Genomic DNA, 22,648 nt, shown 5'->3' with positions numbered 1-22,648 from the left:
ATCATCGAGTCCGTTAGTCTGAGGACTAGCGACTAGAGTCAATTACATGGTAAGAATAGGGTAGTCATGAGCTTTTTACCAAAAGCCTTAACCGCGTCAATCAGGTCAGCAATGAGCCGTTGGTTTGCCTCGCGCGCACCCAAAAATGATAGCGCGACGCTCAATCTACGCAACGTCTATATTTTTTTTAGTCGTGAGGGTATGCTATTTGCTGTGCTATTAGTGATTACCTTTATCGCGGGTATCAATTATGGCAATAACTTGGTACTTGGCTTGTGCTTTTATCTGGTCAGCGTTTGGTTGATTAGTTTTCATGTGACTTTTGCGCACATATCGGGTCTGCAAATGCGTCTGCTAGAAGTGACTATGACAGAGGCCGGTACTCCTGCTTGGGTGACACTGCAACTCAAAAGTGAGAGCCGTCAGCCACGGCGGCAGTTATTATTTGAGTTTGAGCAAGTAGCTGACAAGAAGGATAAAAGTGGCACGAATCGGCAAAGCTCCATACTCGTGACGAGTCTACAAAGTGAGCAAACTATTCGCTTACCTGTTCAAACCTACAATCGCGGTCCTCTTGAGCTGCCACGACTAATAATTAAAACCGTTTATCCTTTGGGTATTATGCGTGCTTGGTCTTATGTCTATTTTGCGCGTAAGACTTGGGTGTATCCCAAACCTGAAGCATTTGACTGGCAGGTGCAGTATTCAGTTGCAAGCTCGGAGGATCTGCCAATTGGCGGACAATATCGACAAGGGCAAGACGACTTTGAGCGACTGGATAATTATGTCGAAGGGGAGTCGCTGGCCCGTGTCTCTTGGGGCCATGTGGCACGGGGTCAAGGCATGTTTACCAAGCACTTTGCAGACCCTGTCGGTCATGAGCAAACGCTTGATTATGCAGATATGCCAGGTGCTCATCATGAACAGAAGCTTGCGCAATTGGCTCATGGGGCGTTGACATTGGGTCAATTAGACGTGCCCTTTCAAATGCGTTTACCCAATGATACGCCTACTAGCGCAGCGGTGGGTGATGGCGAGACTTTTGCGCAAGCGTGCTTGCTAAGGCTGGCGAAAGCACCATGAATGAACCCAAACAGTTTTCTGCAACCGATGCCACAAAAACGGCAAGATTTGAGCAGTTAGCACTCGGTCAAAATATACAAGCGAAAAGTGGCATAGCAGCTGATAATAAATGGTATCGGCGACTACTGGCTCTACCAGCTTACTACTGGGTGCTAATTGCTCAAATAGCAGTCGTGTTGCCACATGCTGCTCACTTGCCAATATGGTTAATCGGGTTTGCGGCGATTAGTATTATTGCCCAACTACCGCGTCTCAAGAGTCGGCTAAAAAAACTCTCGCATTTAAAACGTGTCTATCAAAGCATGCAGATGCTGGGTTTTTTATTAGGCCTAGTAGGTCTGTGGCTAACGTATAACACAGCATTTGGGCTGGACATGGGCGTGGCATTTTTGGTGCTATGTCTCGCTAGTAAGCTTTGGGAGCTGTACAAGCGGCGCGATGCTTATGTGGTATTGAATCTATCGTTATTTGTACTTGCTGCATTGTTTTTAATGGATCAAGGGTTGCTGACAACTTTAGAGGTGGTACTGGGCGCTGTTATTGTCCTGCTGGCGTTTATTGCCCTAAACGACGATAGTAATGATGACGGTGATGGACGCCTGCGTACTTTAGGGGTGTTAGGGATTGGGGCACTGCCATTGTTGGTGGTGCTGTTTCTATTTTTCCCAAGACTGCCGCCACTGTGGTCTGTACAACTATCAGGTCAGCAAGCGACCACAGGTGTGTCTGATAGTATGTCACCCGGTGATTTTGCCAATTTAGGCCAGTCAACTGAGCTGGCTTTTCGCGTAGAGTTTGGCGATGAGCGTCCACCGCAACAGCAACTATATTGGCGCGGACTCGTGTTTAGTGATTTTGACGGAGTTACCTGGCGACCAAGCAATCAGGTAAGCCAATGGTCGACTAGATCGCAAGCCCCTACATGGATTCAAAATGCCTTTGCTACCGTTCCTGAGCAAGTGCAAGCCGCACCTACTCGCTATCAAATTATCCTAGAACCTACTCAGCAGAACTGGTTATTCGGGCTCGATTATCCTTTTTCTCAGCAGCCAGATATCAACATTACTTCCAACTTTACATTATCAAAAGATCAGCCTGTTACGCAGCAGCTGCGTTATGATGTATTGCAGTTTGCGCCGATGCGTATTGACCCTGTGCTGACAGAGGCATCAAGACGCCTAAATCTGGCACTACCAGCAGAGGGTAATCCGCAAGCACGCGCGCTTGCTCAGCAGTTATTTGTACAATCAGGCTCAGATCCCGTGCGCTACATGGCTGCTATCGAGCGCTGGATCAATCAAACAGAGTTTCGCTATACGTTGTCACCGCCACGACTCAATACTGATCGTATCGATGAGTTTTTGTTTCAGACCAAAGCAGGATTTTGTGAGCATTACTCTTCAAGCTTTACTTTTATGATGCGCGCAGCTGGTATTCCAGCGCGGGTAGTAGCGGGCTATCAAGGTGGTGAGCTGAGTCAAGGTGGTGATGTTTGGGAAGTGCGTCAAAAAGATGCGCATGCATGGACTGAAGTTTGGCTCGAAGGCCAAGGCTGGGTACGTGTCGATCCTACGTCATTTGTGGCGCCTGAGCGCGTTGAGCAGGGTATGAATGCGATGACCCAGCAGCAAGGCGCAGCCATGTTTGGCAGTGGTGCCAGTGCGCAAATCAGCTATCAGCAGTATCAAATGCTGCAAACACTACGTCGCTTATCTGACCAAGCCAGTTACTATTGGCAAAAAGACGTGGTTGGTTATGACCAAGACAAACAAGCAGATTCGCTACTAAAGTGGTTCAACATCAGCTCCATCATGCAGCAAATCATCTGGTTAGCGGCCAGTGCTGTTATTATTATGACTACCTTAGTATTCATCATTTGGCGCCGCCGGCGCAAACGCTGGCATCCAGCAGATTTGCCGCTTGCCCAGCTCTCAAAACATATCGGCAAGCGCGATAAATTATTGGCTCGAGAGGATCATGAAGGGCAGTTGGCATGGCTTGAGCGTTTAGCATCTGCTATCGATAGTCGCCTAGATGACGATACTCGCCGTCATGCAAGTCATTTAACAGACAGTGAAAACCCGATAGCGATTCAGACAAAGCTGGTTGAAATTAGACAAGATTACCGTCAGCTACGTTACGGGCGCCTGAGTAACTTGGATACTAACCATAGTGAATATCAAAAACTACTTAAGCAGCTGAAAAAAAATGTACGCGAATTATTGTAACGTTTTAATGGATGGCGTTGATAATTTGAGTGAGATTAAAGATGCTGACGCATGGATATGTAGCAAATATCAGTAAAGGTTGTTTTGAGAAGATAAGTAAGAGAGAGTGTCTCATGGCGGTATATGTAGATTTTGTGCAGATAAAATTCAAAGGCTATAAATGGTGTCATATGCTTGCGGATAGTTTGCAAGAGCTGCATGATTTTGCAGCATTGATTGAGGTAGATCCACGTTTATTCCACCGCACCGCAAGCTACCCGCATTATGATATTACCGTGCAAATGCGCGAAACAGCCCTTGAGAATGGGGCGCTGCCTGCCGACAGGAAAAAAATTATTGAATGTGCCAAGAAGTTAAAAGTAGAGTTGCAGTCTGAAATGTCGTTATCTGATAGTGACTGATGCAGCTTATAAGTTACACAAAGAAAAAGGTGGGTAGAGATTTTGCTCACCCACCTTTTTTTTGCTTAGATGATACTTTTCTCGTTTGGTATTATTTGGCAACTGCCGCCGTGCTGATTGCGTTGAGCGCTTTTGAGACATTATCAATAACGGTATCGCAACCTTTGATATTATGGCGTGTTTTTAGATATTCAGGATTGTTGTATGAGAGCCATACCTTTTTATTGGCATCTTCGCTAATGAGGATTTTTTGTGGTAAATCAATGGCGACGGTTTGCTCGCAATTCATCAGAGACGATCTTAATTATGGCGATATCCTTGAGCGATTCATTAGTGAGTCATGGCGAATATCCATTGTGCGTCATCAGGCAGGGGATGGCAATATATTCCAATCGATCGTTACACCAAGCGCTCTGCCAAATAGTCGACCAGTAGTCTGATTTTTGGCGATAGTTGACGGTTGTGTGGGTAGATGGCCCAAATGCTTTCTTTGGGTTCTCTATAGTTGTCGAGTACGCTCACCAACGCACCCGATGCCAGATGTTTTTGTACGTAGTAATCGGGCAGTTGTACGATACCCAGCCCTTTTAGCGCCGCATCAACCAGACTATAGCCGCTGTTGTACTGTATGGAACCAGAGACGCGCAGGTTTTTTTCTATGCCTTTTTCGACAAAATGCCAATAGTCGCGTGTACCTAGTAAGCAGTTGTGCTGGCTGAGATCGTCAAGCGTGCGCGGTACCCCGTATTGATTGAGATAAGCTGGTGTCGCACAGACAAAATTGGTGCGCAGGCTAAGCTTTTTTGCCATCATCGTAGAGTCGCGCAACTTACCAATACGAATGGCCAAATCGTAGCCACCCTCGATTAAATCAATTTTTTGGTTACTCAAAAAAGCGGTTACCTCAATGTCCCGATATTGCACCATAAAATCATTGATTAAGGGCAGCAATTGTTGCTCGCCATAAGTCACAGGCGCAGTCAGTTTGATTCTGCCTTGAGGTTTTGATTGCAAATTGCTCACCGCTTGCTCAGCCGCGTTCAAACCATCGAGCACACTGCGGCAATGCTGATAAAACACGCGGCCCTCTTCGGTGAGTGAGACTTTACGCGTTGTACGATATAGCAGCTTGATCTTCAGTCGCTGCTCTAACGCACTAATCTGACGGCTGACTTGCGCAGTCGAGATACCAAGCGCTTTTGCAGCGCGCGTAAAGCTCCCGTACTCTGCCACACAGACAAACTCACTAATCCCTTCCCAGCGCATGATTATTACCAATATGTAAAAGATATTTGCAAATATAGCATATTGTTATCTTCTCAGAAATAAATATAATGGTTAGTATCAATGTAAATAGACGGTGTTTTACTGTCATCGATGCTTGCCTATATAGGGCAGGCAAGATAAGCTCAGTCTGTCTTTATCTGTTTTAGTCACAGAAATCGTGACGATTAAAACGAGCAGATAGCCTTATTGAACAAAAATAATGATTGGGCGTGAATGACGTTTTAAGTTTACGCTACGTTACAGTCCATCAATAACAATCAAAAAGAGAGATTCCTATGTCAGATAAATTTATCAAATCAAAAGCCGCCGTCGCTTGGGGCCCAAAGCAGCCATTGTCTATCGAAGAAGTAGACGTCATGCTACCACGTAAAGGCGAAGTACTGGTAAAAATCGTGGCCAGTGGTGTCTGTCACACAGATGCGTTTACCTTATCTGGTGAAGACCCAGAAGGCGTATTCCCAGCGATTTTGGGTCATGAAGGTGGCGGTATCGTTGAGCAAGTCGGCGAAGGCGTAACCAGCGTTCAGGTCGGTGATCATGTCATTCCGTTATACACGGCAGAGTGCGGCGTTTGTAAAATGTGCCGCTCAGGCAAAACCAATCTTTGCTCAGCAGTACGCGAGACGCAAGGTAAAGGCTTGATGCCAGATGGCACGACACGTTTTTACAAAGACGGCGAGCCTATCTATCACTATATGGGTTGCTCAACGTTTTCTGAGTACACGGTTTTACCAGAGATTTCTTTGGCTAAAGTCAATAAAGAGGCCCCACTAGAAGAAGTTTGTTTGCTTGGTTGCGGTGTTACCACAGGCATGGGTGCGGTCATGAATACGGCTAAAGTCGAAGAGGGCGCTACCGTTGCCATCTTTGGTCTAGGCGGTATCGGCCTGTCAGCAGTGATTGGCGCTGCGATGGCAAAAGCCCAACGTATCATTGTGATTGATATTAACGAGAGCAAGTTTGAGTTGGCTAAAAAACTAGGTGCAACCGATTGCATCAATCCAAAAGACTACGACAAACCGATTCAAGAAGTTATTGTTGAGCTAACCGATGGCGGTGTGGATTATTCGTTTGAATGTATCGGTAACGTTGACGTCATGCGTTCAGCGCTAGAGTGCTGCCACAAAGGTTGGGGCGAGTCAGTCATCATCGGTGTCGCTGGTGCTGGACAAGAAATCTCAACTCGTCCATTCCAGTTAGTGACGGGTCGCGTCTGGAAAGGTTCAGCATTTGGTGGTGTAAAAGGCCGTACGGAGCTACCAGGTTATGTCGAGCGCTATCTGGCAGGTGAGATTCCTTTACAAGACTTTATCACCCACACGATGCCAATAGAAGACGTGAACGAAGCGTTTGACTTAATGCACAAAGGCGAGAGCATTCGTACGGTTGTCAATTTCTAAGCGTCGTTACTGACAGTAATATCAAAATCACAGTTTTAACCTGATGACGCTACAATAAAAAAGCTGCTTCAATTTTAAAGCAGCTTTTTTTATTTTATTTTTTACAATAACAGACGGTTTAGTTAGTCATATTCGCCAATTGTTCTAATATGCTGACGTAATTTTCAACCCCTTGCGCACCGCTGACCAAATGACGCTCGTTGAAGATAATCGCCGGCACACTTTGAATGCCTTGCTGCTGCCAATGCTGTTCTTCTGCTCGCACTTCTTTTGCAAAGAACTGACCCTCTAGCACTGCCAGTGCCTCACTACGATCCAGTCCAGTCTCAGCTGCAATGTCAGCAAGCACATTGATATCGGAGATGTTTCTGTTATCGGTAAAATGTGCCGCAAATAACGCTTGTTTTAACTCATGCATATATCCTTGCTGGTCTGCAAAATGCAGCAGCTGATGCAGATTAAATGTATTGTGCATGCGAGTGTCATCATTGAAATTAAATTCAAAGCCAACTTCCTGTCCAGCTTCAGTCATTCTGACTCGGCTAGCATCTGACTCTTCTTTAGTCGAGCCATACTTTTCGATAATGTGCTCACGCAAGTTTTGTCCCTCGCTTGGCATATTGGGGTTTAACTCAAACGGATGCCAATGAATGGTGTGTGCGGTATTGGTTTGCTCAAGTGCTGCTGCCAGTTGGCGATAGCCGATGACGCACCAAGGGCATACAACGTCTGAGACGATGTCTATTCGGAGTGGTTTTTCTGATGTGCTCATATATCCTCGCAGGCATTATTGTTTATTTTTTATGACGGTATTTTATAGCTAGACATATCAGCCAAAGCGACTTGGTTGAATCAGCTTTGGATAATATCACTCAGTCAATATTAAGAGAATGAGGGAGCGATTACAATGTAGTCTGCACAGTCTGCGTTATCACTTAGGTAGCTCAATTGTAACTATTATCAGTAGGATAGCCGAAATTTTTGCAAAAACGGTCTAACAACTGACGCACTGATAACAAAACCCATGACTACTTAACCAATCTGCCGTGGTCACAAAACAGGTTTTATTTAAAGTTGCTCCATTGAAATTAGCGATGATTATTTATAAATAACGCTAATAATAATTCAATAAACAATAAGAACTTAACACTCACTATGGTGTCATATATGAAAAATATTACTGAAGCAATGAAATGGCGTTACAGCACCAAAGACTTTGACACCAACAAAAAATATCAGCAGAAGACTTTCAGAGTCTAAAAAATATCTTACGTCTCAGTCCGTCGAGCACCAATATTCAACCTTGGCATTTTGTGATTGCTGATGATGAAGCGGGTAAAGCTCGAATTGCAAAAGGCACTGAGGGCATGTATGAATTCAATGATGCCAAAGTAAAAGATGCCTCGCATGTCATTGTATTCTGTAGTCGTGTCTATGCCGATGACGAGTTTTTAGAAGGCTTGCTCGACAAAGAAGATGCCGATGGTCGCTTTGCAGAACCAAAACTCAAAGAGCAAATGCATCAAACGCGCAAAATATTCTTGGACATTCGTCGTTACGAGCAAAAAGACGAGGCGCATTAGTTGATAGAGCAGTTGTATCTCAATATGGGCGCTTTGTTGCTCCTAGGCGCTGCTACTTTGAGTATTGATACTGTGCCGATGGAAGGCGCAGATTTAAAAGCACTTGATGAAGAGTTTGAGTTACGTAGTAAGGGCTATACCGCTGTTGCCGTGATATCGCTTGGTTACCGTAGCGAAGATGATTTCAATGCTGAGTTGCCCAAATCTCGCTTTGCCGAAGAGACGATTATCACAAAAGCTTAATTCAGTCATCGCTAAGAAAGCCACAAAAAATGTCTACTTGAATCAACGGACTGATAAAAAGCCCTGCAAACCATCGGTTTTGAACTGACCCCCGAAACTTGGACGGTTTAGTTTATACCAAGGACTGAGTTCTGTACTGCACAGGGCTCAGTCCTTTTAGTTTGAGTTGAATACGCTCATTATTGTAATAATGCATATACTCATGAATCTGTTGTTCTAACTGCTCAATCGATTTTGGTTTCTCAATATAAATCGTCTCGCACTTCAGCGTACCAAAGAACCCCTCCATCAGCGCATTATCCAAGCAGTTGCCTTTTCTGCTCATGCTTTGCTTAATACCGTGCTGTTTAAGCGCCTTACTGAACGGTCTCATCTGATAATGCCAGCCTTGATCTGAATGCAGCATTAAACGGTTGTTCTGGTGCGTATCTATCTTATCTAACGCCTTATCTAGCATCTTGCTAACCAAATCATAGGTAGGTCTCTTTGAGAGCGTATAGCTGATGATCTCATTGTTATAACAATCGAGTATCGGTGATAAATATAGCTTATGATCACCTACCTTAAACTCAGTAATATCAGTGAGCCAGCGTGTGTTTGGTCTATCTGCATGAAACTGACGCTTTAAATAATTCTTTGCAATTTTGCCTTGTACACCTTTATAAGAGCGATATCTTTGTCGTCGAATCCGTGCACTTAAGTTTAAATGACGCATAAGCTTAGCGATGAGCTTGTGATTGTAATGGCTACCTAACTGCTTTAGCGCTGCCGTTATTCTACGATAGCCGTACCTGCCTTTATGCTGGTGATACAGCTTAGTAATACGCTGTTTTAAGTCAGCATGTTTATCTTTATCACCAAGCTTTTCTCTATGATAGTAAAAGACGCTTTTAGGCATACCAGCGGCTTTAAGTAAGTCAGATAAACAGCAGCGCTCTCTTAGTCCTTCGATGAGCCTTGCTTTTTGCCTGCTTTTTCCTCCGCTTTGAGCAAGGCATCGAGCTTTTTTAGGTAGGCAACCTCTGCACGTAAGTACTCATTCTCACGCTTCAATTCTGCTAAGCTTTTTTCATCCTCTGGTTTGTCTGTAATGAAGGGTTTGCTCATGACGGTTCTACCTTTAGGTTTGGAGATGAGTCCAGATATGCCTTCTAGTCGATACGCTTTATGCCAGTGACTAATAAGCGCCGGTGAGCTGATGTTATACCTTAAAGCAACTTCCAATTGACTTAAGCCTTGGCTAAGCATCGTTGTAATGACTTTGTGTTTAAACTCGTGACTATAGTAAGCTTTGCTGGTCTTTGGTTTGATAGCTTCAATACCACCGCTTTGATATTGCTTAACCCATTTGATAACTATCTTATTATCTAGGTTAAATTCCTCAGCTGTAGCACGACCAGTATGTCCTTGCATATAGTATGCGATGACTTCAAGCTTAAAGTCTAGATCGTAGCGCATAAAAATACCCCATAAGTTGTGTCCAACTTATGGGGGGCAGTTCATTTGTGGGGTTTTTTTATGCCAAAAATGCTTTTGATTTATCCTCTCAGCGTATCAATGATGCTGCAGTATATAAAGGTCTATATTTAGGAGTTTGGTCAGTGATATCTAGTGATTATAAATCAATGAGCAGTATTGAGGTTTAGATAGGTAAATGATTATCAATAACTATTCAGCCATTGCCGCCGCTCACATCTAATATGCGAGTGGATTAGAAACTACACTCTAACCACTACAAAATTAACACAACATATCACCCTCGATAAGACATAATAATTTTACTGACGCCTTATCACTGAGGCATTTTATCATTCCTTTATATTCATCTGCCAGCGAGAAGCCAGCATGTCTACCTTGACGTTAACAATCAATAAGCAGGATTATCAGCTCGAGAATCTTGACGCCCGTACGACACTGCTCGACGTCTGTCGTCAGCATCTACAAATTACTGGACCCAAAAAAGGCTGTGATCACGGTCAATGCGGTGCTTGTACCATGCTTATAAATGGTCGCCGTGTCAACTCTTGTCTTACACTGGCCATCATGCATGATGGCGATGACATTACGACGATCGAAGGTATTGGGATGCCAGACTCGCTCTCGGCGTTGCAGCAAGCCTTTAAAGATAACGATGCCTTTCAGTGCGGATATTGCACCCCAGGTCAAATTTGTTCAGCGACTGCCTTAATAGAAGAAGTAAAACAAAATTGGCCAAGTCATGTGAGCACAGACTTACAACATCCTGATAGCCTTCTAGTACAAGAAATCGCTGAGCGCATGAGTGGTAATGTCTGTCGCTGCTCCGCTTATCCCAATATCATCAAAGCCATCTCACAAGTGCTTGAGAATGAAGCGTCAGCGTCTACTTCTAAAACAGTTGACAACGCTGCGCAAAACTCAAGCGTAACAGGTATTTGGTCGCCGCCGTCAAGCGAGGCTCAGTTCCATAAAGCCTCAGCGAATAACAAAACAATAACAGGCAAGGCAGGAGACCACTCATGAAACGTTTTGAATATAGCCGCGCTGATGCACCTAAGCAAGCCGCAACCTCTGCTAGCAGCAAAGACGCTTCTTTTATCGCAGGTGGTACTAACTTATTAGATCTCATGAAACTAGAGATCGAAACCCCAATCAAACTGGTCGATATCACTCGTTTAGAATTAGAGCAAGTAGAAACGACTGCCGATGGTGGTTTACGTATTGGAACACTGGTGACCAATAGCGATTTGGCCGCGCATCCTGAGGTGATTGCAAACTATCCGGTATTGTCCCGAGCCATCTTGGCAGGAGCGACTGGTCAGCTACGTAACAGAGCGACAACGGGCGGCAACTTTTTACAGCGTACTCGTTGCTATTATTTTTATCAAACAGACAGCGCTTGTAATAAACGTGAACCGGGCACAGGATGTCCTGCTATCAACGGGGAGAACCGTACCCTAGCTGTCTTAGGTACCAGTGATTCATGTATTGCTCAGCACCCATCCGATATGGCAGTGGCAATGCGCTTACTGGATGCCACGATAGAGACAGTTAAAGCAGATGGCTCGACTCGCGCTATCGATGTGAAAGATTTTTATTGTTTGCCAAAAGACACGCCGCATATCGAAAATGTGCTAGAAGCAGGCGAGCTGATTACTCATGTTGTATTACCTGCCCCTATTAAGGGCATGCATACCTATGACAAAGTGCGTGATCGCGCTTCTTATGCCTTTGCACTGGTATCTTGTGCCGCAGTCATCGATGCTGACGACAATGGCAACCTAAAGACAGTACGATTGGCGTTCGGCGGCATCGGTACCAAGCCATGGCGTAATGAAGAGGTTGAGGCACTATTAATGGATACCGATGGCAATAGCGACGTTATCACGCAGGCCGCTGATCTATTATTGCATGATGCCAAAGGTAATGGTCAGAACGACTTTAAAATACCGTTGACGCGTCGCCTACTAAAACAAGTTATTCAGCGCGCATTAGCGGGCGAGGGAGCATAATCATGGCACTATTAGAATCAATCACCCAGTCAGAACCAACCAAAAAACTGACCATGGATGAGCCTGTTGAAACGCTATTTAGCACAACGGCAAGCAAGCTAGTTGGTAAGCCAATCAACCGTGTTGATGGTTCCCTAAAGGTTAGCGGTCAAGCGAAATACAGTGCCGAAATACACTTGGACAATCAAGCCTATGGTGTATTGGTAGGCGCGACCATTGCGAAAGGTCAAGTTGAGAGTATCGATAGTGACTCTCTAAAAGGCATTCCTAATATTATTAAAGTCGTGACCGATCCTGAGCACTTTTTGCGTAACTCTCAACAAGGGACAAAAACTAAAGCACCCAAGCAAGGGGTTAGCGAGATTTTTTATCATGGTCAGCCTATTGCTGTCGTGGTTGCTGAGACTTTTGAGGCGGCAAGAGAAGGCGCTAAAGCGCTGAAAGTGACTTATAAGGATGAGACTGACCAAGCGGCACTGAACTTTACCCAAGAGCTCTCTAACGCACATGCGGTAGATGAAAAAAAAGGCTCTGATAAAAATAATGTCCAAGGCGATCCAGACCAAGGCTTAGCTGATGCGGCAGTGACCGTTGATCGCTTTTATCATACCCCAAGTCAAAGCAACTCTCCGATGGAGCCCCATGCAACGTTGGCTCATTGGGAAGGCGATAAGCTCGTTCTGTATACTTCCAATCAGATGCTCGCTTCTTGCAAACAGCAAGTCATGGATGCTCTGGACCTAAATAAAGATCAAGTACAACTGATCGCATACTATGTGGGTGGTGGGTTCGGTAGTAAGCTCGGTATTGCTCCTGAATCTATTGCAGCGGCGATTGCTGCAAAAGATCTTGGCCGTCCGGTATTGATTACCATGACGCGTTCACAAGTGATGGAAGCAACGGTCAGACGCTCAAACACGCGTCAGCGTATCGCAATCGGCGCGAACAATGACGGCGTGATCGATACATTGATTCACGATACGATCTCTAGTAATTTGCCAGGTGAGGCTTTCTTTGAGCCAACTGCTCTATCTACGCACCATCTATATAGCGGCAAAAACCGCCGTGTGAATTATGAGATGGTAGACATGAACCAAGTGTTGTCAGGTTCTATGCGTGCGCCTGGCGAAGCGGTAGGTATGATCGCGCTTGAATGTGCCATGGATGAGCTTGCCACACAGTTGGAGATTGATCCGGTTGAACTACGCCGTCGTAATGAGCCAGAGCAAGATCCGAGTCAAAATATTCCTTTCTCAACGCGCCAATTGATTGCCTGTATGGAACAAGGTGCCAAGCATTTTGGTTGGAGTGAGCGAAACGCCAAGCCTGCCAGTCAATTAGAAGGTGACTGGTGGATAGGTACAGGCATGGCGGCGGCTGCCCGTGGTAACCAATTACAGCCATCTGAAGCACGTGCAACCCTACAGGTAGATAAGTCAAAAGCACTTGGTATCAAAGCAGTTATCGAGACAGACATGACAGACATCGGTACAGGGTCTTATACGGTGTTTTCTCAGGTAGCGGCAGACCTGTTAGGACTACCTATCGACCATGTTGAGATGAAACTAGGTGACAGTGCATTGCCACCAGCATCAGGCTCAGGTGGCAGTTTTGGTGCTGCGAGTGCGGGTAGTGGTGTCTATCTTGCTTGTGAGCAGCTGCGTGAAATGCTAGCAGAAAAAGTTGGTCTGTATCCTGACAACATTCAGTTAGACAATGGTCAAATCAAGAAAACAGGCGAGCATGCTTTAACGGCAATGGAAGCTGCCAAAAAGAGTGGCCAATCATTTGCTGACAGCACTATTGATAAGCTATCGCAAACCACAGGGCTTTCGCTATCAGGACAGTCAGCATCACAAGAGTATGATTTTGATAATACAGAGTATTATGCGCTTGCGGATGTGGTCGCTGACTATGATGAGCAAAAAATCACTGCCAAAGGCCAGATAAAACCGGGTAAGAACGGTAAGAGCCATCGCCAAGCCTCTTTTGGTGCGAACTTCGCTGAAGTGGCGGTTCATAAAGTCACTGGTGAGATTCGGGTGAAACGTATGACAGGTGCATTTGCCGCTGGTCGTATTCTGAACCACAAAACTGCAACGTCGCAATGCTATGGCGGTATGGTGTTCGGTATTGGCTCAGCGTTGATGGAAGAAGTGATTCATGACAAACGTGACGGTCGTCTCTGTAACCATGACCTTGCCGAGTATCATGTGCCAGTTAATGCGGACGTACCGCAGTTAGATGTCATATTGGTAGAAGAAGATGATCCTTATACCAATCCAATGCACATCAAAGGTATCGGTGAGACGGCTATTTCAGGTGCTGCTGCCGCGATTGCCAATGCTATCTATAATGCGGTCGGTGTGCGTGTTTATGACTTCCCGATTACCCTCGACAAGCTGCTTTATGAGATGCCAGAGTAGTTTTATCAGCTTATGTATGACAAGAACCCGCTTACTGAGCGGGTTTTTGTAACTGAGTCGGTAGTATATTTTATTACTAGCAAAAAATTCACTAACAAAAAACAATTATTAAATAAGAGGCATTATGAATCAAGTCGCTGACATTCTGAAGCTGGCAAGCGAGGCTCAGCAGCAAGGTGTTGATGCTGTATTGGCCACTGTCGTTCATACAGAAGGCTCAGCGTATCGCCGCGCTGGTGCCATGATGCTCATCTGTGAAGATGGTCGTTCGGTCGGAATGATCAGCGGTGGCTGCTTGGAGCCTCACATCATCAAACGTGCCTTTTGGCTCACGCGTGACGGTGCCAATGTGCAGGTTTATCAGACAGGTGATGACATTGAGTACGCTGATAATGGTCAAGCGCAGGTAGCGATCAACAAAGAAGCTGGCGATACAGACGATCTAGACGACTTGGATGGCCTAGATGACATGGACTTTGATGAGTTGAATTTTGGGCTTGGCTGTAATGGACGTGTGCATGTGCTGTTTGAGCGTCTGGCAACAGCCGCACCATTTTTAGAGTCAGTTCGTCAGGTGCGACGTCATCAGCAGCCAGTTATGGTCGCTACTTTGATTCGCAACAACGGTTGTCAGAATACCGAGTTGCAAGTTGGCCTGCGTATCAATCTAGACGAATATCACAATTCGGAAAATTCACTAGAACAAGAGATAATAAACCCTTCGAATATAATTGCCGATATTGTAGAAAAGTTAGCAGAGTACGAGCTGTCTGAGAGCAATACTGAATACGTGACCATAAAAACGGACGAGGCAACCACCGAGTGGCTCGTACAACGCCTGCAACCACAAGTGCGCCTGCTCGTTTGCGGGGCAGGTAATGATGTGATGCCATTGGTGACCATGGCCAAGCTACAAGATTGGCATGTCACGGTCATAGACAGTCGCGCGCAATATGCGACTCGTATGCGCTTTCCTCAGGCAGATGCAGTGATGTCATTATCTTTAGAGGATAGTGATACCCTGCTAAAGCTGAGTAATAACGCAGCGGTCGCTCTTATGTCACATAGTCTGACCCAAGACCGCGCTCGCTTGGCGATATTGCTAGCACATGCGCAAAACTATAGATACTTAGGACAGTTAGGGCCGCGCTATCGTACCGAACGCTTAATCAATGAGATAAGCGCTAACATGGATCATCCTGCTATCTTGGATACTGGCGTTCAAAAACTGCATTATCCGATTGGCTATAAGCTAGGAGGAGATGGTCCAGAGGCACTCGCACTGGGTATCATGGCACAGATAAATGCAGTCATGCACGATCAAACTGCATCAGTAGAAGGCTCCTACAGTAGGGTCTCGAATTCAGAAGCAAGCGTTGGTAATACGGATGCTGATATTGTGCCGAGTACCGTATGAGTAGTATCGTCTTAGAAGACAAGGACAGACAGGTGCAAAATCATGCGGTCATCATATTGGCAAGTGGCCTCAGTCAGCGCCTTGGCCAACCTAAGCAGCTGCTCGTTAAGAATGGCGAGCTATTAATCGTGCACATGATCCGATCGGCAGTGAGCACCAATCCGCAAGCCGTTATCGTTGTGATTCCTGATAAGCATCCTGCAGTTGCTAGTGTAGTTACAGAGTTGGCTGTGCAATATCCAGCGGTTCAAGCGGTAGTAAACCCAAAACCTGAAACTGGTATGGCGGACAGTTTGCGTTTGGGTATTGAGAGTATTGCGAGTCTTGGAAATTCGTCAATCGAGCGCGTGCTTATCATAGGGGTTGATCAGGTTCTATTAGATCAGTCGCATTTAATGGCTTTGCTGGCTGGTGAACAGTCTGTGGTAGCCAGCAGTTATCATAGCTGGACGTATTCAGATGAATTAAGCGCTACAGAGCAAAAAAATATCATCGGCTTACCGCTAGTGATTGATACAGGTTTACTCAGACAATGGCAAACTGAATTGACAGGTGATAAAGGCTTGCGTCATTTAATCAGAGCATTACCGCCAAGCCAAATACATACAGTGATCAATAAGCAGCTCAGTTATGATATCGATACACCAGCACAGCTAGCGTTTGCTCAAAAAAAAGGCTGGCTTGATCAGCACTCTGAACGAATATGAATAGTAAGCGACTGACATGACAAGCATGATAGCAACCAAGCGTCTCTACCTAAGACAGTGGCAAGCAAGTGATCGTGCGCGGTTTGCCGAGATGAATGCTGATCCTAAAGTGATGGCATATTTTCCTAAACTATTAACCCCTGCATTGAGTAATACCATTGCCAATAAGTGTCAAAAATTAATTGAAGAGCATGGCTGGGGATTTTGGGTGGTGGCTCGTAAAGATGGCGCAGATAAAAGTGATGACTTTATCGGTATGGTTGGGTTAAATAACGCGCATGCTGATATGCCCTTTGCCCCTGCTGTCGAGATTGGTTGGCGTTTGCACAAGGATTATTGGGGGCTAGGCTATGCCACCGAGGCGGCGCGTGCAGCGCTGGATTTTGCGTTTACCGAGCTGGCACTTGAGGACGTGGTGTCATTTACGGCGGTCATCAATCAGCGCTCGCAAAAGCTTATGCAGCGTCTTGGTATGACTGATACGCAGGACAACTTCTCTCATCCGATGCTCGATGCTGATCATCGACTGGCTGAGCATGTTCTATATAAAATCACGCGTCAGCAGTGGCAAGCCCTTATAGTATAACGGACTCTATTTATATCATACGGCCGATCTTGAAAGCGTCAAAATATGCCCCCTTAAACAAACGGCAACGCTAGATAAGCGGTGTTTTGAGGTTTGACGTGCTGACTGCTAAAGCCAAACTCAATCATCTTATTGGTTAGCTTGTTTTTACGCCCGCGTCCAGGGTCAACGACGATGACTTCACAGGTTGGCAGCGCATGACGTTCGATAAACCCAGCCAATATCCCAATATGTTGGTCTACGTAGAGCAAGTCACTGCCGATAATGATATCAAACCTACCAAGATGGCTGTTATCCTCTGACCAGTCTAAACGCTCAAAATTGATGCCTCTGTTATTATTTAGCGTGGTATTTCTATCAAGGAAATACTCAACGGTCGGATGATAGTCGGTCGCTGTGATGTCAGCATGTCTATGATTGAGCAGCAAACTTGATAGCGCCATGCCGCAGCCCACTTCCAATATCCGTTTGTCCTTAATATCATATTCCAGCATATGATTGGCTAGTACCAAGCTTGACGGCCAGATTACCCCAAACATCGGCCAAGAAGCGGAGCAAATACCCAAGTTTAATGCCTCATCATCGGGGTCACTAAATTGTTGGTTGTCACGCAGGGTGCAGAGGTGAATGTCGGTGTTGCCAATTTCAATCGTTTGATAGCGCACGCGCACAGTGGTCAGCGAAGTCATAAACTGTCCTAAAAAATAAGCAAAAGTGCAAAGGTTGGCAAAGATTGCCACTGTCGATGAGGTAGGACGTTGGAATAGGGTATCTAAATCTTAGAAATAGTAGAAAATGAGCGTTTGTAGAAGTTATTGTTTTAGAAAAGACTAGGCAGCGCCAAGAAAAGCGTCTTACAAGTGTGAGGAGAGTATGACCTAAATGATGACAAGTTATTGTTAATTCTGAAGGTATTGTTATTGCTGGATAAAAGGGCTGGTAAAAGCGGACGGTAAAAGAAGCGTATGAGAGATGTTGAATGGCTTTTATGCTGGCATGATAGGCTTGTCGTTTATTTTGACAAGCCCATACAAGAGAGGATTAAAGCTGGCGTGTGCTGCTGAATCAATTTAGAAATTTGAGTCCAGAGGTCTTAAGTGCCCAGACCAGCTCTACAAAGGCGCGACTGTTGGTCAAGGGTTCGCCATCGATGATGAGCACATAACCTGCGCCATCGATCCATAAAAACACAAAGCTGGTCTCAGGTATGAGCAAGTCAACTTGCTGAAAAAACGAGATCGCTTGACTCTCTACTGCCCAGCCGCGTTGTTTTTGACGAAGCATAAACCCTGAAAAGTCAGCGGCGGCAACACTGAGCATGTCCGCTTCTTCTTGACTATAACCAATCCGAGCCAGACAAAACCCTTCATCAGAGCCAATTGCGGCACGGCGTTTGCCAGATAAGCTCGCGACTACGTAAGGCAAAAACTGATCCAATGGTAGATTGGGCGCTGGCAAAAGCAAAGACAGTTTTTCGATCCAGCCGTGTTCTATAAAGCGCTGTAGCCATATATCAGAATAGCGCTGCAACCAATCAGCGGCGAGTAGTGTCTGTCCATAAGACAACAAGTCTTGTAGCGCCAATTGCTCATCAGTCGGCTCATTCTGTGAAAACGCCTCAAAAATACCAGCAGGCGTTAAGGTTAGATAGGTCTTATCGGCATTCAAATAAGAAGACATAGCGGCTACCTTAGCGATGAAAAAGTGGTAAAAAGTGATAGAAGTTAAGTTATAAACGCATGACAGTTTATGATGTCGTGGTAGGCTTGATGGTCTGATCCAAATGCTGTTGGCAGTTATCCCAGCGTTGATCAAATTGCCAATCACTTTTGCCTAAGCTAAACCAAACTAAGGAAAACGCCAGACGATCATTACGCACAGTACAATAGGCAAAAAACTCATTTTCAATTTGCTCAATGGTGCCCCAGTCTTGGCTAGCACGTGTTTGCAGCAGCTCAGCGGTGATGTCTCTTGCGATCTCTCTGGCGTCATCACTACTGATACGCAAGCGTTGCTTTTGCTCATTGAGCGAAGGCGATATAAGGACACTCCAGCGAGTGGCCAGCATGCTGTTACGCTGAATATAGCTTTTTTTGTCAATACACTCGCGAAACCCTTGCTTGGCCTCAGGGGTCAAACGGTCTTTGATACGCGTAAACAAATTATTGACATCGTATGGAATGTCAAACCAGCACCCATAGAAAAAATCTGCTACCGCGCCCTGTAGGGGTTCTTTTTCGGTGAGTAATAAGGCGGCGTTGATGCGCTGCTCATGAAAGTGACGGTTGTTGGGTGCCAAAAACACTTTGCGTGAATAAAACCGAAAGACTCGGTGCGCCACTTTCTCGTTTTCTTTGATCAGGTCTGAGTCAGACATAATGGTCTCCTTGTGTCATAGCCGTGACGACAACCAGCGCCTCAGGCTATGAGATCATTCAGCAAAACAACCTCTGATAATATGAGTGTCAATGAGCCATCAATCCAGCAATGTCTGCATCAAATCAATCATAAATTCAGCATCCTCTTCACTCATTGCCTCAAACCCTTCAGGCACACCAAGCTCAGTTAAGGCTTCTTTTCCATCATCATCGCTATGCAAATCCAGGATGGCTTCTATAAAAATTTGCGCATCTGGAAAGTCGTCTTTGATGAGAAGGACGTGGCTTATGTCTGCCAGATCACTTTCAATCAATACTGAGAGCTGAGCTTTGGTCAAGCGTGAGAAGCTGTGAAAGATCTCCGCCAAGAAAAACGCCGCTTGGGCATCGCCTTTGATGACTTTGCGAGCAGCTGCTTGATAGGTCTCAGTGATATCCCAGTTGAGGTCAGATTCTTCTATATCGACAGCTTCGAGCAAACGCAAACCGATCAGCTTGACGTCTCGATTGTCTGCCATCGCAACGGTTGCGCCTTTATGGATATCTTCTAAGTGATTGATGTCGCTATTGGCCGCCGCGGCAATGACCATCTCATCAGATTTGCCAATGGGACGAGCAACTGCACGGTAGCCTTGCTCACGGATGAGGGCAGCGGCATCAAAAGGGTTGGCGTAGATAATTTGAATAACACCTGCCTCAATCAAGGTCTCTTGCTCAGCATGTGAGGCTGGGATATTGAGGTGCATGTTTAGGTTGGCACGTTTTTGAATCAGCGTATTGAACATGTGCCAGCCAGCAAAGCGCTCAGGCGAAAAATCAGGGGCGATTAACATATTGTGTGTCGTCATGATTTAGCCTTCCTCATCTTGTTTCATTTGGGCGTACTGAGCCATTGCCGCTTCGATTTTACTGCGTGATGGCTTACGGCGTACTGAAGTGTATCCTACAGTTTCGCCGCGGCGAACATTGGGCACGACCGTGGCATATACCCAGTAGTGACTGCCGTCTTTGCATAAATTTTTGACATAGCCATGCCACTTCTTTCCAGCTTTTGCTGTGTCCCACAAGTCTTGATAAGCCGCTTTTGGCATATCAGGATGACGCAGAATATAGTGCTGTTGACCGATGAGCTCATCGACGTGGTAGCCACTAATCTCAACAAAGGCGTCGTTGACGTGAGTGATAATACCGTCTAAATCGGTACGCGAGACAATGAGCTTACCATCTGGGTAGGGACGCTCTACACCTGTATCATAGACAGTTCGAGAGGTGCCATCATGATAGGTCAGGGTGATTTGCTCAGCAGGCAGGTCAGGCTTGTGTGCATCAGGGATTGGAGAACCCATGGTCATCTCCTTCGTTGGTCGTTATATTTATAATGAGTAAAATCGAGTACATAGGGCACTCGTCAAAAAGCCAAAGCCACCAATCAAATGAGTTTTGCTAGGGCTTCTGAGGCGCGCTTGATGTCCAAGAATATCAAACCAAGCTTGGCATTGGGTTTTGCCATGATAGTGAGTACCGCTTCATCGCCTGATGACGTCATGATTACGTAGCCCATCTCGCCTTGAATCATGATGCGATCGATACTACCGCGTGCCAATTCGCGGCCTGCACGGTCGCCTAATGATAGCAGTGCTGCTGACATCGCACCCACACGATCTTCATCAACGCCAGTTGGTAGAGCTGAGGCAATCATCAGACCATCGTTAGAGATTAGGGCAGATGCTTCAACATCTGCTGATGAGCTGTTTAAGTCTTCCAATATCTGTTGAAATGAATCTGTACGCATATCGCTTTCTCTATACTGTGTGTTAATTTTTATTTATGAACTATAGTTAGCCAAAAATAACCCTGTTTGAAAAAGGGTATTATAAATCCTTACTAAAAATATTGATATAGTAAATCCCTATTTAAACTAAGGTTATGATAAGTTTTTTCTGCTATTTCATAAAACTTGCAATGTAACGACCAAAAAGCCCCCATCATTCAATGATAGGGGCTTTTTTAGTGACGATAAATCAAGGCGTATTCGTTAAGCTTTATTACGCCATTGACCTTGAAACATAGTGCCTGCAATAGGGTTCAGTCCCATCTGATAGGCCAAATCAGCAGGGCGGGCGATGTCCCATAGTGCTAAATCAGCATCACAGCCCACTTCTATTTTGCCTTTATTAGATAGACCCAAAGCCTTGGCTGCATAAACGGTTGATCCTGCCAATACCTCTTCAGGCGTGAGGTAAAACAGCGTACAGCCCATATTCATTGCCAACAACAGCGATGTCAAAGGTGATGTACCGGGGTTGCAATCGGTTGAAATCGCTATAGGAACTTGATGCTTGCGAAGTGCCTCAATCGGTGGCAGCTTGGTGTCACGCAAGGTATAAAACGCTCCGGGCAATATCACCGCAACCGTGTTGCTAGCAGCCATTTTCTCTATGTCAGTTTCTGATAAATGTTCTAAATGGTCGCTAGATAGCCCTTTGTATTCGGCAACTAAAGCGCTACCGCCGATGTCAGATAACTGCTCAGCGTGTAGTTTGACCGGCAGGTCTAAGGAGCGTGCAACCTCAAAAACGTGTCTAATCTGATCGCTACTAAACGCAATGTTTTCACAAAAGCCATCGACCGCATCAACCAAGCCTTCTGCATGCAGGATTGGTAGCCACTCACAGACTTGCTCGATATAGTCGTCCGCACGGTCCTGCATATGGGACTTATATTCAGGTGGTAAGGCGTGCGCTGCAAGATACGTGGTGCTGACGTGGATGTCGTATTTTTCGCCAAGCTGGCGTGCGACGGTGAGCATTTTGCGCTCAGTATCTAAGTCAAGACCATAACCTGATTTGATTTCGATGCTGGTGACGCCTTCTTTCATCAGCGCAAGTAGGCGCTTTTCACTTTGGGTAAATAGCGATTCAATACTGGCCGTGCGGGTGGCACTCACGGTTGCGACAATACCGCCGCCTTGTGCTGCGATGTCTTGGTAACTGGCCCCTTGCAAACGCGCTTCGAATTCATTGCTGCGGTTGCCACCATAGACAATGTGCGTATGACAATCGATAAGCCCAGGCGTTAGCCATTTGCCATCGGCGTCTGTGATTTGGTTCTCGTGATAATGTGGCAGATGCGTCGTGATTTGCTCTTGTGCCCCAATCCATGCAATCTTGCCGTCTTTAATACCGATAGCCGCGCTCTCTAGCTGACCGTATGGGACGTTATTAGTATCTGAATTTTCATAAAGATTAAAACCATAGTGCGCTGAAAACGTCGCAATATTGGCATTGATAATAAGGTGGTCAAACGATGTCATAGTAGATTCGTCGAGCGTCTGCTCTTTAAAATTTTCTGATTCATTCATAGTATGCTCCTAATAATTGGGAGGCGAGCGATCTTTGTTTGCAAGACCTTTGCTTGT

At 45.6% G+C, this 22,648-nt stretch carries 24 protein-coding genes; 12 read left to right on the top strand and 12 right to left on the bottom strand.

Features of this window, described 5'->3' with window-relative positions; all coding sequences use genetic code 11:
* Nucleotides 1-111: 111 nt before the first annotated feature.
* From AOT82_RS05750 to AOT82_RS05740, 3 genes are all read left to right on the top strand, one after another.
* Nucleotides 112-1,083: a DUF58 domain-containing protein gene (locus AOT82_RS05750; RefSeq protein WP_227517189.1), complete on the top strand. Its 972-nt coding sequence runs from the start codon at nt 112-114 to the stop codon at nt 1,081-1,083.
* The gene (locus tag AOT82_RS05745; RefSeq protein WP_071002187.1) at nt 1,080-3,311 is read left to right on the top strand and encodes a transglutaminase family protein; all 2,232 of its coding nucleotides are present in this window, start codon (nt 1,080-1,082) and stop codon (nt 3,309-3,311) included. The genes AOT82_RS05750 and AOT82_RS05745 overlap by 4 nt, the downstream gene beginning before the upstream one ends.
* A 113-nt stretch (nt 3,312-3,424) precedes the next feature.
* Nucleotides 3,425-3,712, top strand: coding sequence for a DUF4031 domain-containing protein (locus AOT82_RS05740; RefSeq protein WP_071002186.1), 288 nt, complete (start codon nt 3,425-3,427; stop codon nt 3,710-3,712).
* 91 nt (nt 3,713-3,803) lie between these two features.
* Here the strand turns inward: AOT82_RS05740 and AOT82_RS05735 are convergent, their stop codons facing one another.
* Complete coding sequence (locus AOT82_RS05735; RefSeq protein WP_227517188.1) at nt 3,804-4,001, bottom strand: DUF302 domain-containing protein; 198 nt, start codon at nt 3,999-4,001, stop codon at nt 3,804-3,806.
* Between the two features lie 110 nt (nt 4,002-4,111).
* Nucleotides 4,112-4,978: a LysR family transcriptional regulator gene (locus AOT82_RS05730; RefSeq protein ID WP_071002185.1), complete on the bottom strand. Its 867-nt coding sequence runs from the start codon at nt 4,976-4,978 to the stop codon at nt 4,112-4,114.
* A gap of 311 nt (nt 4,979-5,289) precedes the next feature.
* Here AOT82_RS05730 and AOT82_RS05725 point away from each other — a divergent pair, with 311 nt between their 5' ends.
* Complete coding sequence (locus AOT82_RS05725; RefSeq protein WP_197496776.1) at nt 5,290-6,399, top strand: S-(hydroxymethyl)glutathione dehydrogenase/class III alcohol dehydrogenase; 1,110 nt, start codon at nt 5,290-5,292, stop codon at nt 6,397-6,399.
* Between the two features lie 118 nt (nt 6,400-6,517).
* On the opposite strand, the gene AOT82_RS05720 is transcribed toward AOT82_RS05725, so the two are convergent.
* Complete coding sequence (locus tag AOT82_RS05720; RefSeq protein ID WP_071002183.1) at nt 6,518-7,171, bottom strand: DsbA family oxidoreductase; 654 nt, start codon at nt 7,169-7,171, stop codon at nt 6,518-6,520.
* A 460-nt stretch (nt 7,172-7,631) separates the two neighbouring features.
* Between AOT82_RS05720 and AOT82_RS14220 the strand changes: the two genes are divergently transcribed.
* Both AOT82_RS14220 and AOT82_RS14215 read left to right on the top strand, forming a co-directional pair.
* Complete coding sequence (locus tag AOT82_RS14220) at nt 7,632-7,982, top strand: nitroreductase family protein (RefSeq protein WP_335725903.1); 351 nt, start codon at nt 7,632-7,634, stop codon at nt 7,980-7,982.
* A gap of 57 nt (nt 7,983-8,039) precedes the next feature.
* Entirely contained in the window at nt 8,040-8,225 is a 186-nt protein-coding gene (locus AOT82_RS14215; protein ID WP_237182793.1) for a hypothetical protein, read from the top strand.
* Between the two features lie 112 nt (nt 8,226-8,337).
* Here AOT82_RS14215 and AOT82_RS05710 read toward each other — a convergent pair whose 3' ends face one another.
* Together AOT82_RS05710 and AOT82_RS05705 are read right to left on the bottom strand one after the other, a co-directional pair.
* The gene (locus AOT82_RS05710) at nt 8,338-9,177 is read right to left on the bottom strand and encodes an IS3 family transposase (RefSeq protein WP_227517198.1); all 840 of its coding nucleotides are present in this window, start codon (nt 9,175-9,177) and stop codon (nt 8,338-8,340) included.
* Nucleotides 9,165-9,683: a helix-turn-helix domain-containing protein gene (locus AOT82_RS05705; protein ID WP_071001283.1), complete on the bottom strand. Its 519-nt coding sequence runs from the start codon at nt 9,681-9,683 to the stop codon at nt 9,165-9,167. The genes AOT82_RS05710 and AOT82_RS05705 overlap by 13 nt, the downstream gene beginning before the upstream one ends.
* A 387-nt stretch (nt 9,684-10,070) precedes the next feature.
* Between AOT82_RS05705 and AOT82_RS05700 the strand changes: the two genes are divergently transcribed.
* From AOT82_RS05700 to AOT82_RS05675, 6 genes are all read left to right on the top strand, one after another.
* Entirely contained in the window at nt 10,071-10,727 is a 657-nt protein-coding gene (locus AOT82_RS05700) for a 2Fe-2S iron-sulfur cluster-binding protein (protein WP_071002182.1), read from the top strand.
* Complete coding sequence (locus AOT82_RS05695) at nt 10,724-11,716, top strand: FAD binding domain-containing protein (RefSeq protein WP_071002181.1); 993 nt, start codon at nt 10,724-10,726, stop codon at nt 11,714-11,716. Before AOT82_RS05700 ends, AOT82_RS05695 begins: the two co-directional genes overlap by 4 nt.
* A gap of 2 nt (nt 11,717-11,718) precedes the next feature.
* Entirely contained in the window at nt 11,719-14,142 is a 2,424-nt protein-coding gene (locus AOT82_RS05690) for a xanthine dehydrogenase family protein molybdopterin-binding subunit (RefSeq protein WP_071002180.1), read from the top strand.
* A 124-nt stretch (nt 14,143-14,266) separates the two neighbouring features.
* Nucleotides 14,267-15,559 (top strand): XdhC family protein, encoded by a 1,293-nt coding sequence (locus AOT82_RS05685; RefSeq protein ID WP_071002179.1) that lies wholly within the window; start codon nt 14,267-14,269, stop codon nt 15,557-15,559.
* Nucleotides 15,556-16,266: a nucleotidyltransferase family protein gene (locus AOT82_RS05680; RefSeq protein ID WP_071002178.1), complete on the top strand. Its 711-nt coding sequence runs from the start codon at nt 15,556-15,558 to the stop codon at nt 16,264-16,266. Before AOT82_RS05685 ends, AOT82_RS05680 begins: the two co-directional genes overlap by 4 nt.
* A gap of 25 nt (nt 16,267-16,291) precedes the next feature.
* Entirely contained in the window at nt 16,292-16,852 is a 561-nt protein-coding gene (locus tag AOT82_RS05675; protein ID WP_414706386.1) for a GNAT family N-acetyltransferase, read from the top strand.
* A 53-nt stretch (nt 16,853-16,905) separates the two neighbouring features.
* On the opposite strand, the gene AOT82_RS05670 is transcribed toward AOT82_RS05675, so the two are convergent.
* The 7 genes from AOT82_RS05670 to hutI all read right to left on the bottom strand — a co-directional run bounded on the left by AOT82_RS05670 (nt 16,906) and on the right by hutI (nt 22,591).
* A complete protein-coding gene (locus tag AOT82_RS05670) occupies nt 16,906-17,541 on the bottom strand; it encodes a class I SAM-dependent methyltransferase (RefSeq protein ID WP_197496747.1) in 636 nt (211 codons plus the stop codon).
* A gap of 376 nt (nt 17,542-17,917) precedes the next feature.
* Nucleotides 17,918-18,532: a hypothetical protein gene (locus AOT82_RS05665; RefSeq protein ID WP_071002176.1), complete on the bottom strand. Its 615-nt coding sequence runs from the start codon at nt 18,530-18,532 to the stop codon at nt 17,918-17,920.
* A 67-nt stretch (nt 18,533-18,599) separates the two neighbouring features.
* A complete protein-coding gene (locus tag AOT82_RS05660) occupies nt 18,600-19,229 on the bottom strand; it encodes a hypothetical protein (RefSeq protein WP_071002175.1) in 630 nt (209 codons plus the stop codon).
* A 99-nt stretch (nt 19,230-19,328) separates the two neighbouring features.
* Entirely contained in the window at nt 19,329-20,078 is a 750-nt protein-coding gene (locus AOT82_RS05655) for a PhnD/SsuA/transferrin family substrate-binding protein (protein WP_071002174.1), read from the bottom strand.
* A 3-nt stretch (nt 20,079-20,081) separates the two neighbouring features.
* Nucleotides 20,082-20,576, bottom strand: coding sequence for a PAS domain-containing protein (locus AOT82_RS05650; protein ID WP_071002173.1), 495 nt, complete (start codon nt 20,574-20,576; stop codon nt 20,082-20,084).
* A gap of 83 nt (nt 20,577-20,659) precedes the next feature.
* Complete coding sequence (locus AOT82_RS05645; protein ID WP_071002172.1) at nt 20,660-21,022, bottom strand: roadblock/LC7 domain-containing protein; 363 nt, start codon at nt 21,020-21,022, stop codon at nt 20,660-20,662.
* 243 nt (nt 21,023-21,265) lie between these two features.
* The gene (gene hutI, locus AOT82_RS05640) at nt 21,266-22,591 is read right to left on the bottom strand and encodes an imidazolonepropionase (protein ID WP_197496746.1); all 1,326 of its coding nucleotides are present in this window, start codon (nt 22,589-22,591) and stop codon (nt 21,266-21,268) included.
* Nucleotides 22,592-22,648: the final 57 nt, after the last annotated feature.

The sequence above is a fragment of the Psychrobacter sp. AntiMn-1 genome (assembly GCF_001854065.1).
Lineage (GTDB): Bacteria > Pseudomonadota > Gammaproteobacteria > Pseudomonadales > Moraxellaceae > Psychrobacter > Psychrobacter pacificensis.
Note: the sequence above shows the minus strand (reverse complement) of the source record. Positions and strands in the feature narration are given on the sequence as shown.

What these genes read in the sequence shown, in the direction of transcription:
- AOT82_RS05750 (WP_227517189.1), top strand. Translation starts at nt 112, where the DNA reads ATGAGCCGTTGGTTTGCCTCGCGCGCACCCAAAAATGATAGCGCGACG.
- AOT82_RS05745 (WP_071002187.1), top strand. Translation starts at nt 1,080, where the DNA reads ATGAATGAACCCAAACAGTTTTCTGCAACCGATGCCACAAAAACGGCA.
- AOT82_RS05740 (WP_071002186.1), top strand. Translation starts at nt 3,425, where the DNA reads ATGGCGGTATATGTAGATTTTGTGCAGATAAAATTCAAAGGCTATAAA.
- AOT82_RS05735 (WP_227517188.1), bottom strand. Translation starts at nt 4,001, where the DNA reads ATGAATTGCGAGCAAACCGTCGCCATTGATTTACCACAAAAAATCCTC.
- AOT82_RS05730 (WP_071002185.1), bottom strand. Translation starts at nt 4,978, where the DNA reads ATGCGCTGGGAAGGGATTAGTGAGTTTGTCTGTGTGGCAGAGTACGGG.
- AOT82_RS05720 (WP_071002183.1), bottom strand. Translation starts at nt 7,171, where the DNA reads ATGAGCACATCAGAAAAACCACTCCGAATAGACATCGTCTCAGACGTT.
- AOT82_RS05705 (WP_071001283.1), bottom strand. Translation starts at nt 9,683, where the DNA reads ATGCGCTACGATCTAGACTTTAAGCTTGAAGTCATCGCATACTATATG.
- AOT82_RS05700 (WP_071002182.1), top strand. Translation starts at nt 10,071, where the DNA reads ATGTCTACCTTGACGTTAACAATCAATAAGCAGGATTATCAGCTCGAG.
- AOT82_RS05695 (WP_071002181.1), top strand. Translation starts at nt 10,724, where the DNA reads ATGAAACGTTTTGAATATAGCCGCGCTGATGCACCTAAGCAAGCCGCA.
- AOT82_RS05690 (WP_071002180.1), top strand. Translation starts at nt 11,719, where the DNA reads ATGGCACTATTAGAATCAATCACCCAGTCAGAACCAACCAAAAAACTG.
- AOT82_RS05685 (WP_071002179.1), top strand. Translation starts at nt 14,267, where the DNA reads ATGAATCAAGTCGCTGACATTCTGAAGCTGGCAAGCGAGGCTCAGCAG.
- AOT82_RS05680 (WP_071002178.1), top strand. Translation starts at nt 15,556, where the DNA reads ATGAGTAGTATCGTCTTAGAAGACAAGGACAGACAGGTGCAAAATCAT.
- AOT82_RS05675 (WP_414706386.1), top strand. Translation starts at nt 16,292, where the DNA reads ATGATAGCAACCAAGCGTCTCTACCTAAGACAGTGGCAAGCAAGTGAT.
- AOT82_RS05670 (WP_197496747.1), bottom strand. Translation starts at nt 17,541, where the DNA reads ATGACTTCGCTGACCACTGTGCGCGTGCGCTATCAAACGATTGAAATT.
- AOT82_RS05665 (WP_071002176.1), bottom strand. Translation starts at nt 18,532, where the DNA reads ATGTCTTCTTATTTGAATGCCGATAAGACCTATCTAACCTTAACGCCT.
- AOT82_RS05660 (WP_071002175.1), bottom strand. Translation starts at nt 19,229, where the DNA reads ATGTCTGACTCAGACCTGATCAAAGAAAACGAGAAAGTGGCGCACCGA.
- AOT82_RS05655 (WP_071002174.1), bottom strand. Translation starts at nt 20,078, where the DNA reads ATGACGACACACAATATGTTAATCGCCCCTGATTTTTCGCCTGAGCGC.
- AOT82_RS05650 (WP_071002173.1), bottom strand. Translation starts at nt 20,576, where the DNA reads ATGGGTTCTCCAATCCCTGATGCACACAAGCCTGACCTGCCTGCTGAG.
- AOT82_RS05645 (WP_071002172.1), bottom strand. Translation starts at nt 21,022, where the DNA reads ATGCGTACAGATTCATTTCAACAGATATTGGAAGACTTAAACAGCTCA.
- hutI (WP_197496746.1), bottom strand. Translation starts at nt 22,591, where the DNA reads ATGAATGAATCAGAAAATTTTAAAGAGCAGACGCTCGACGAATCTACT.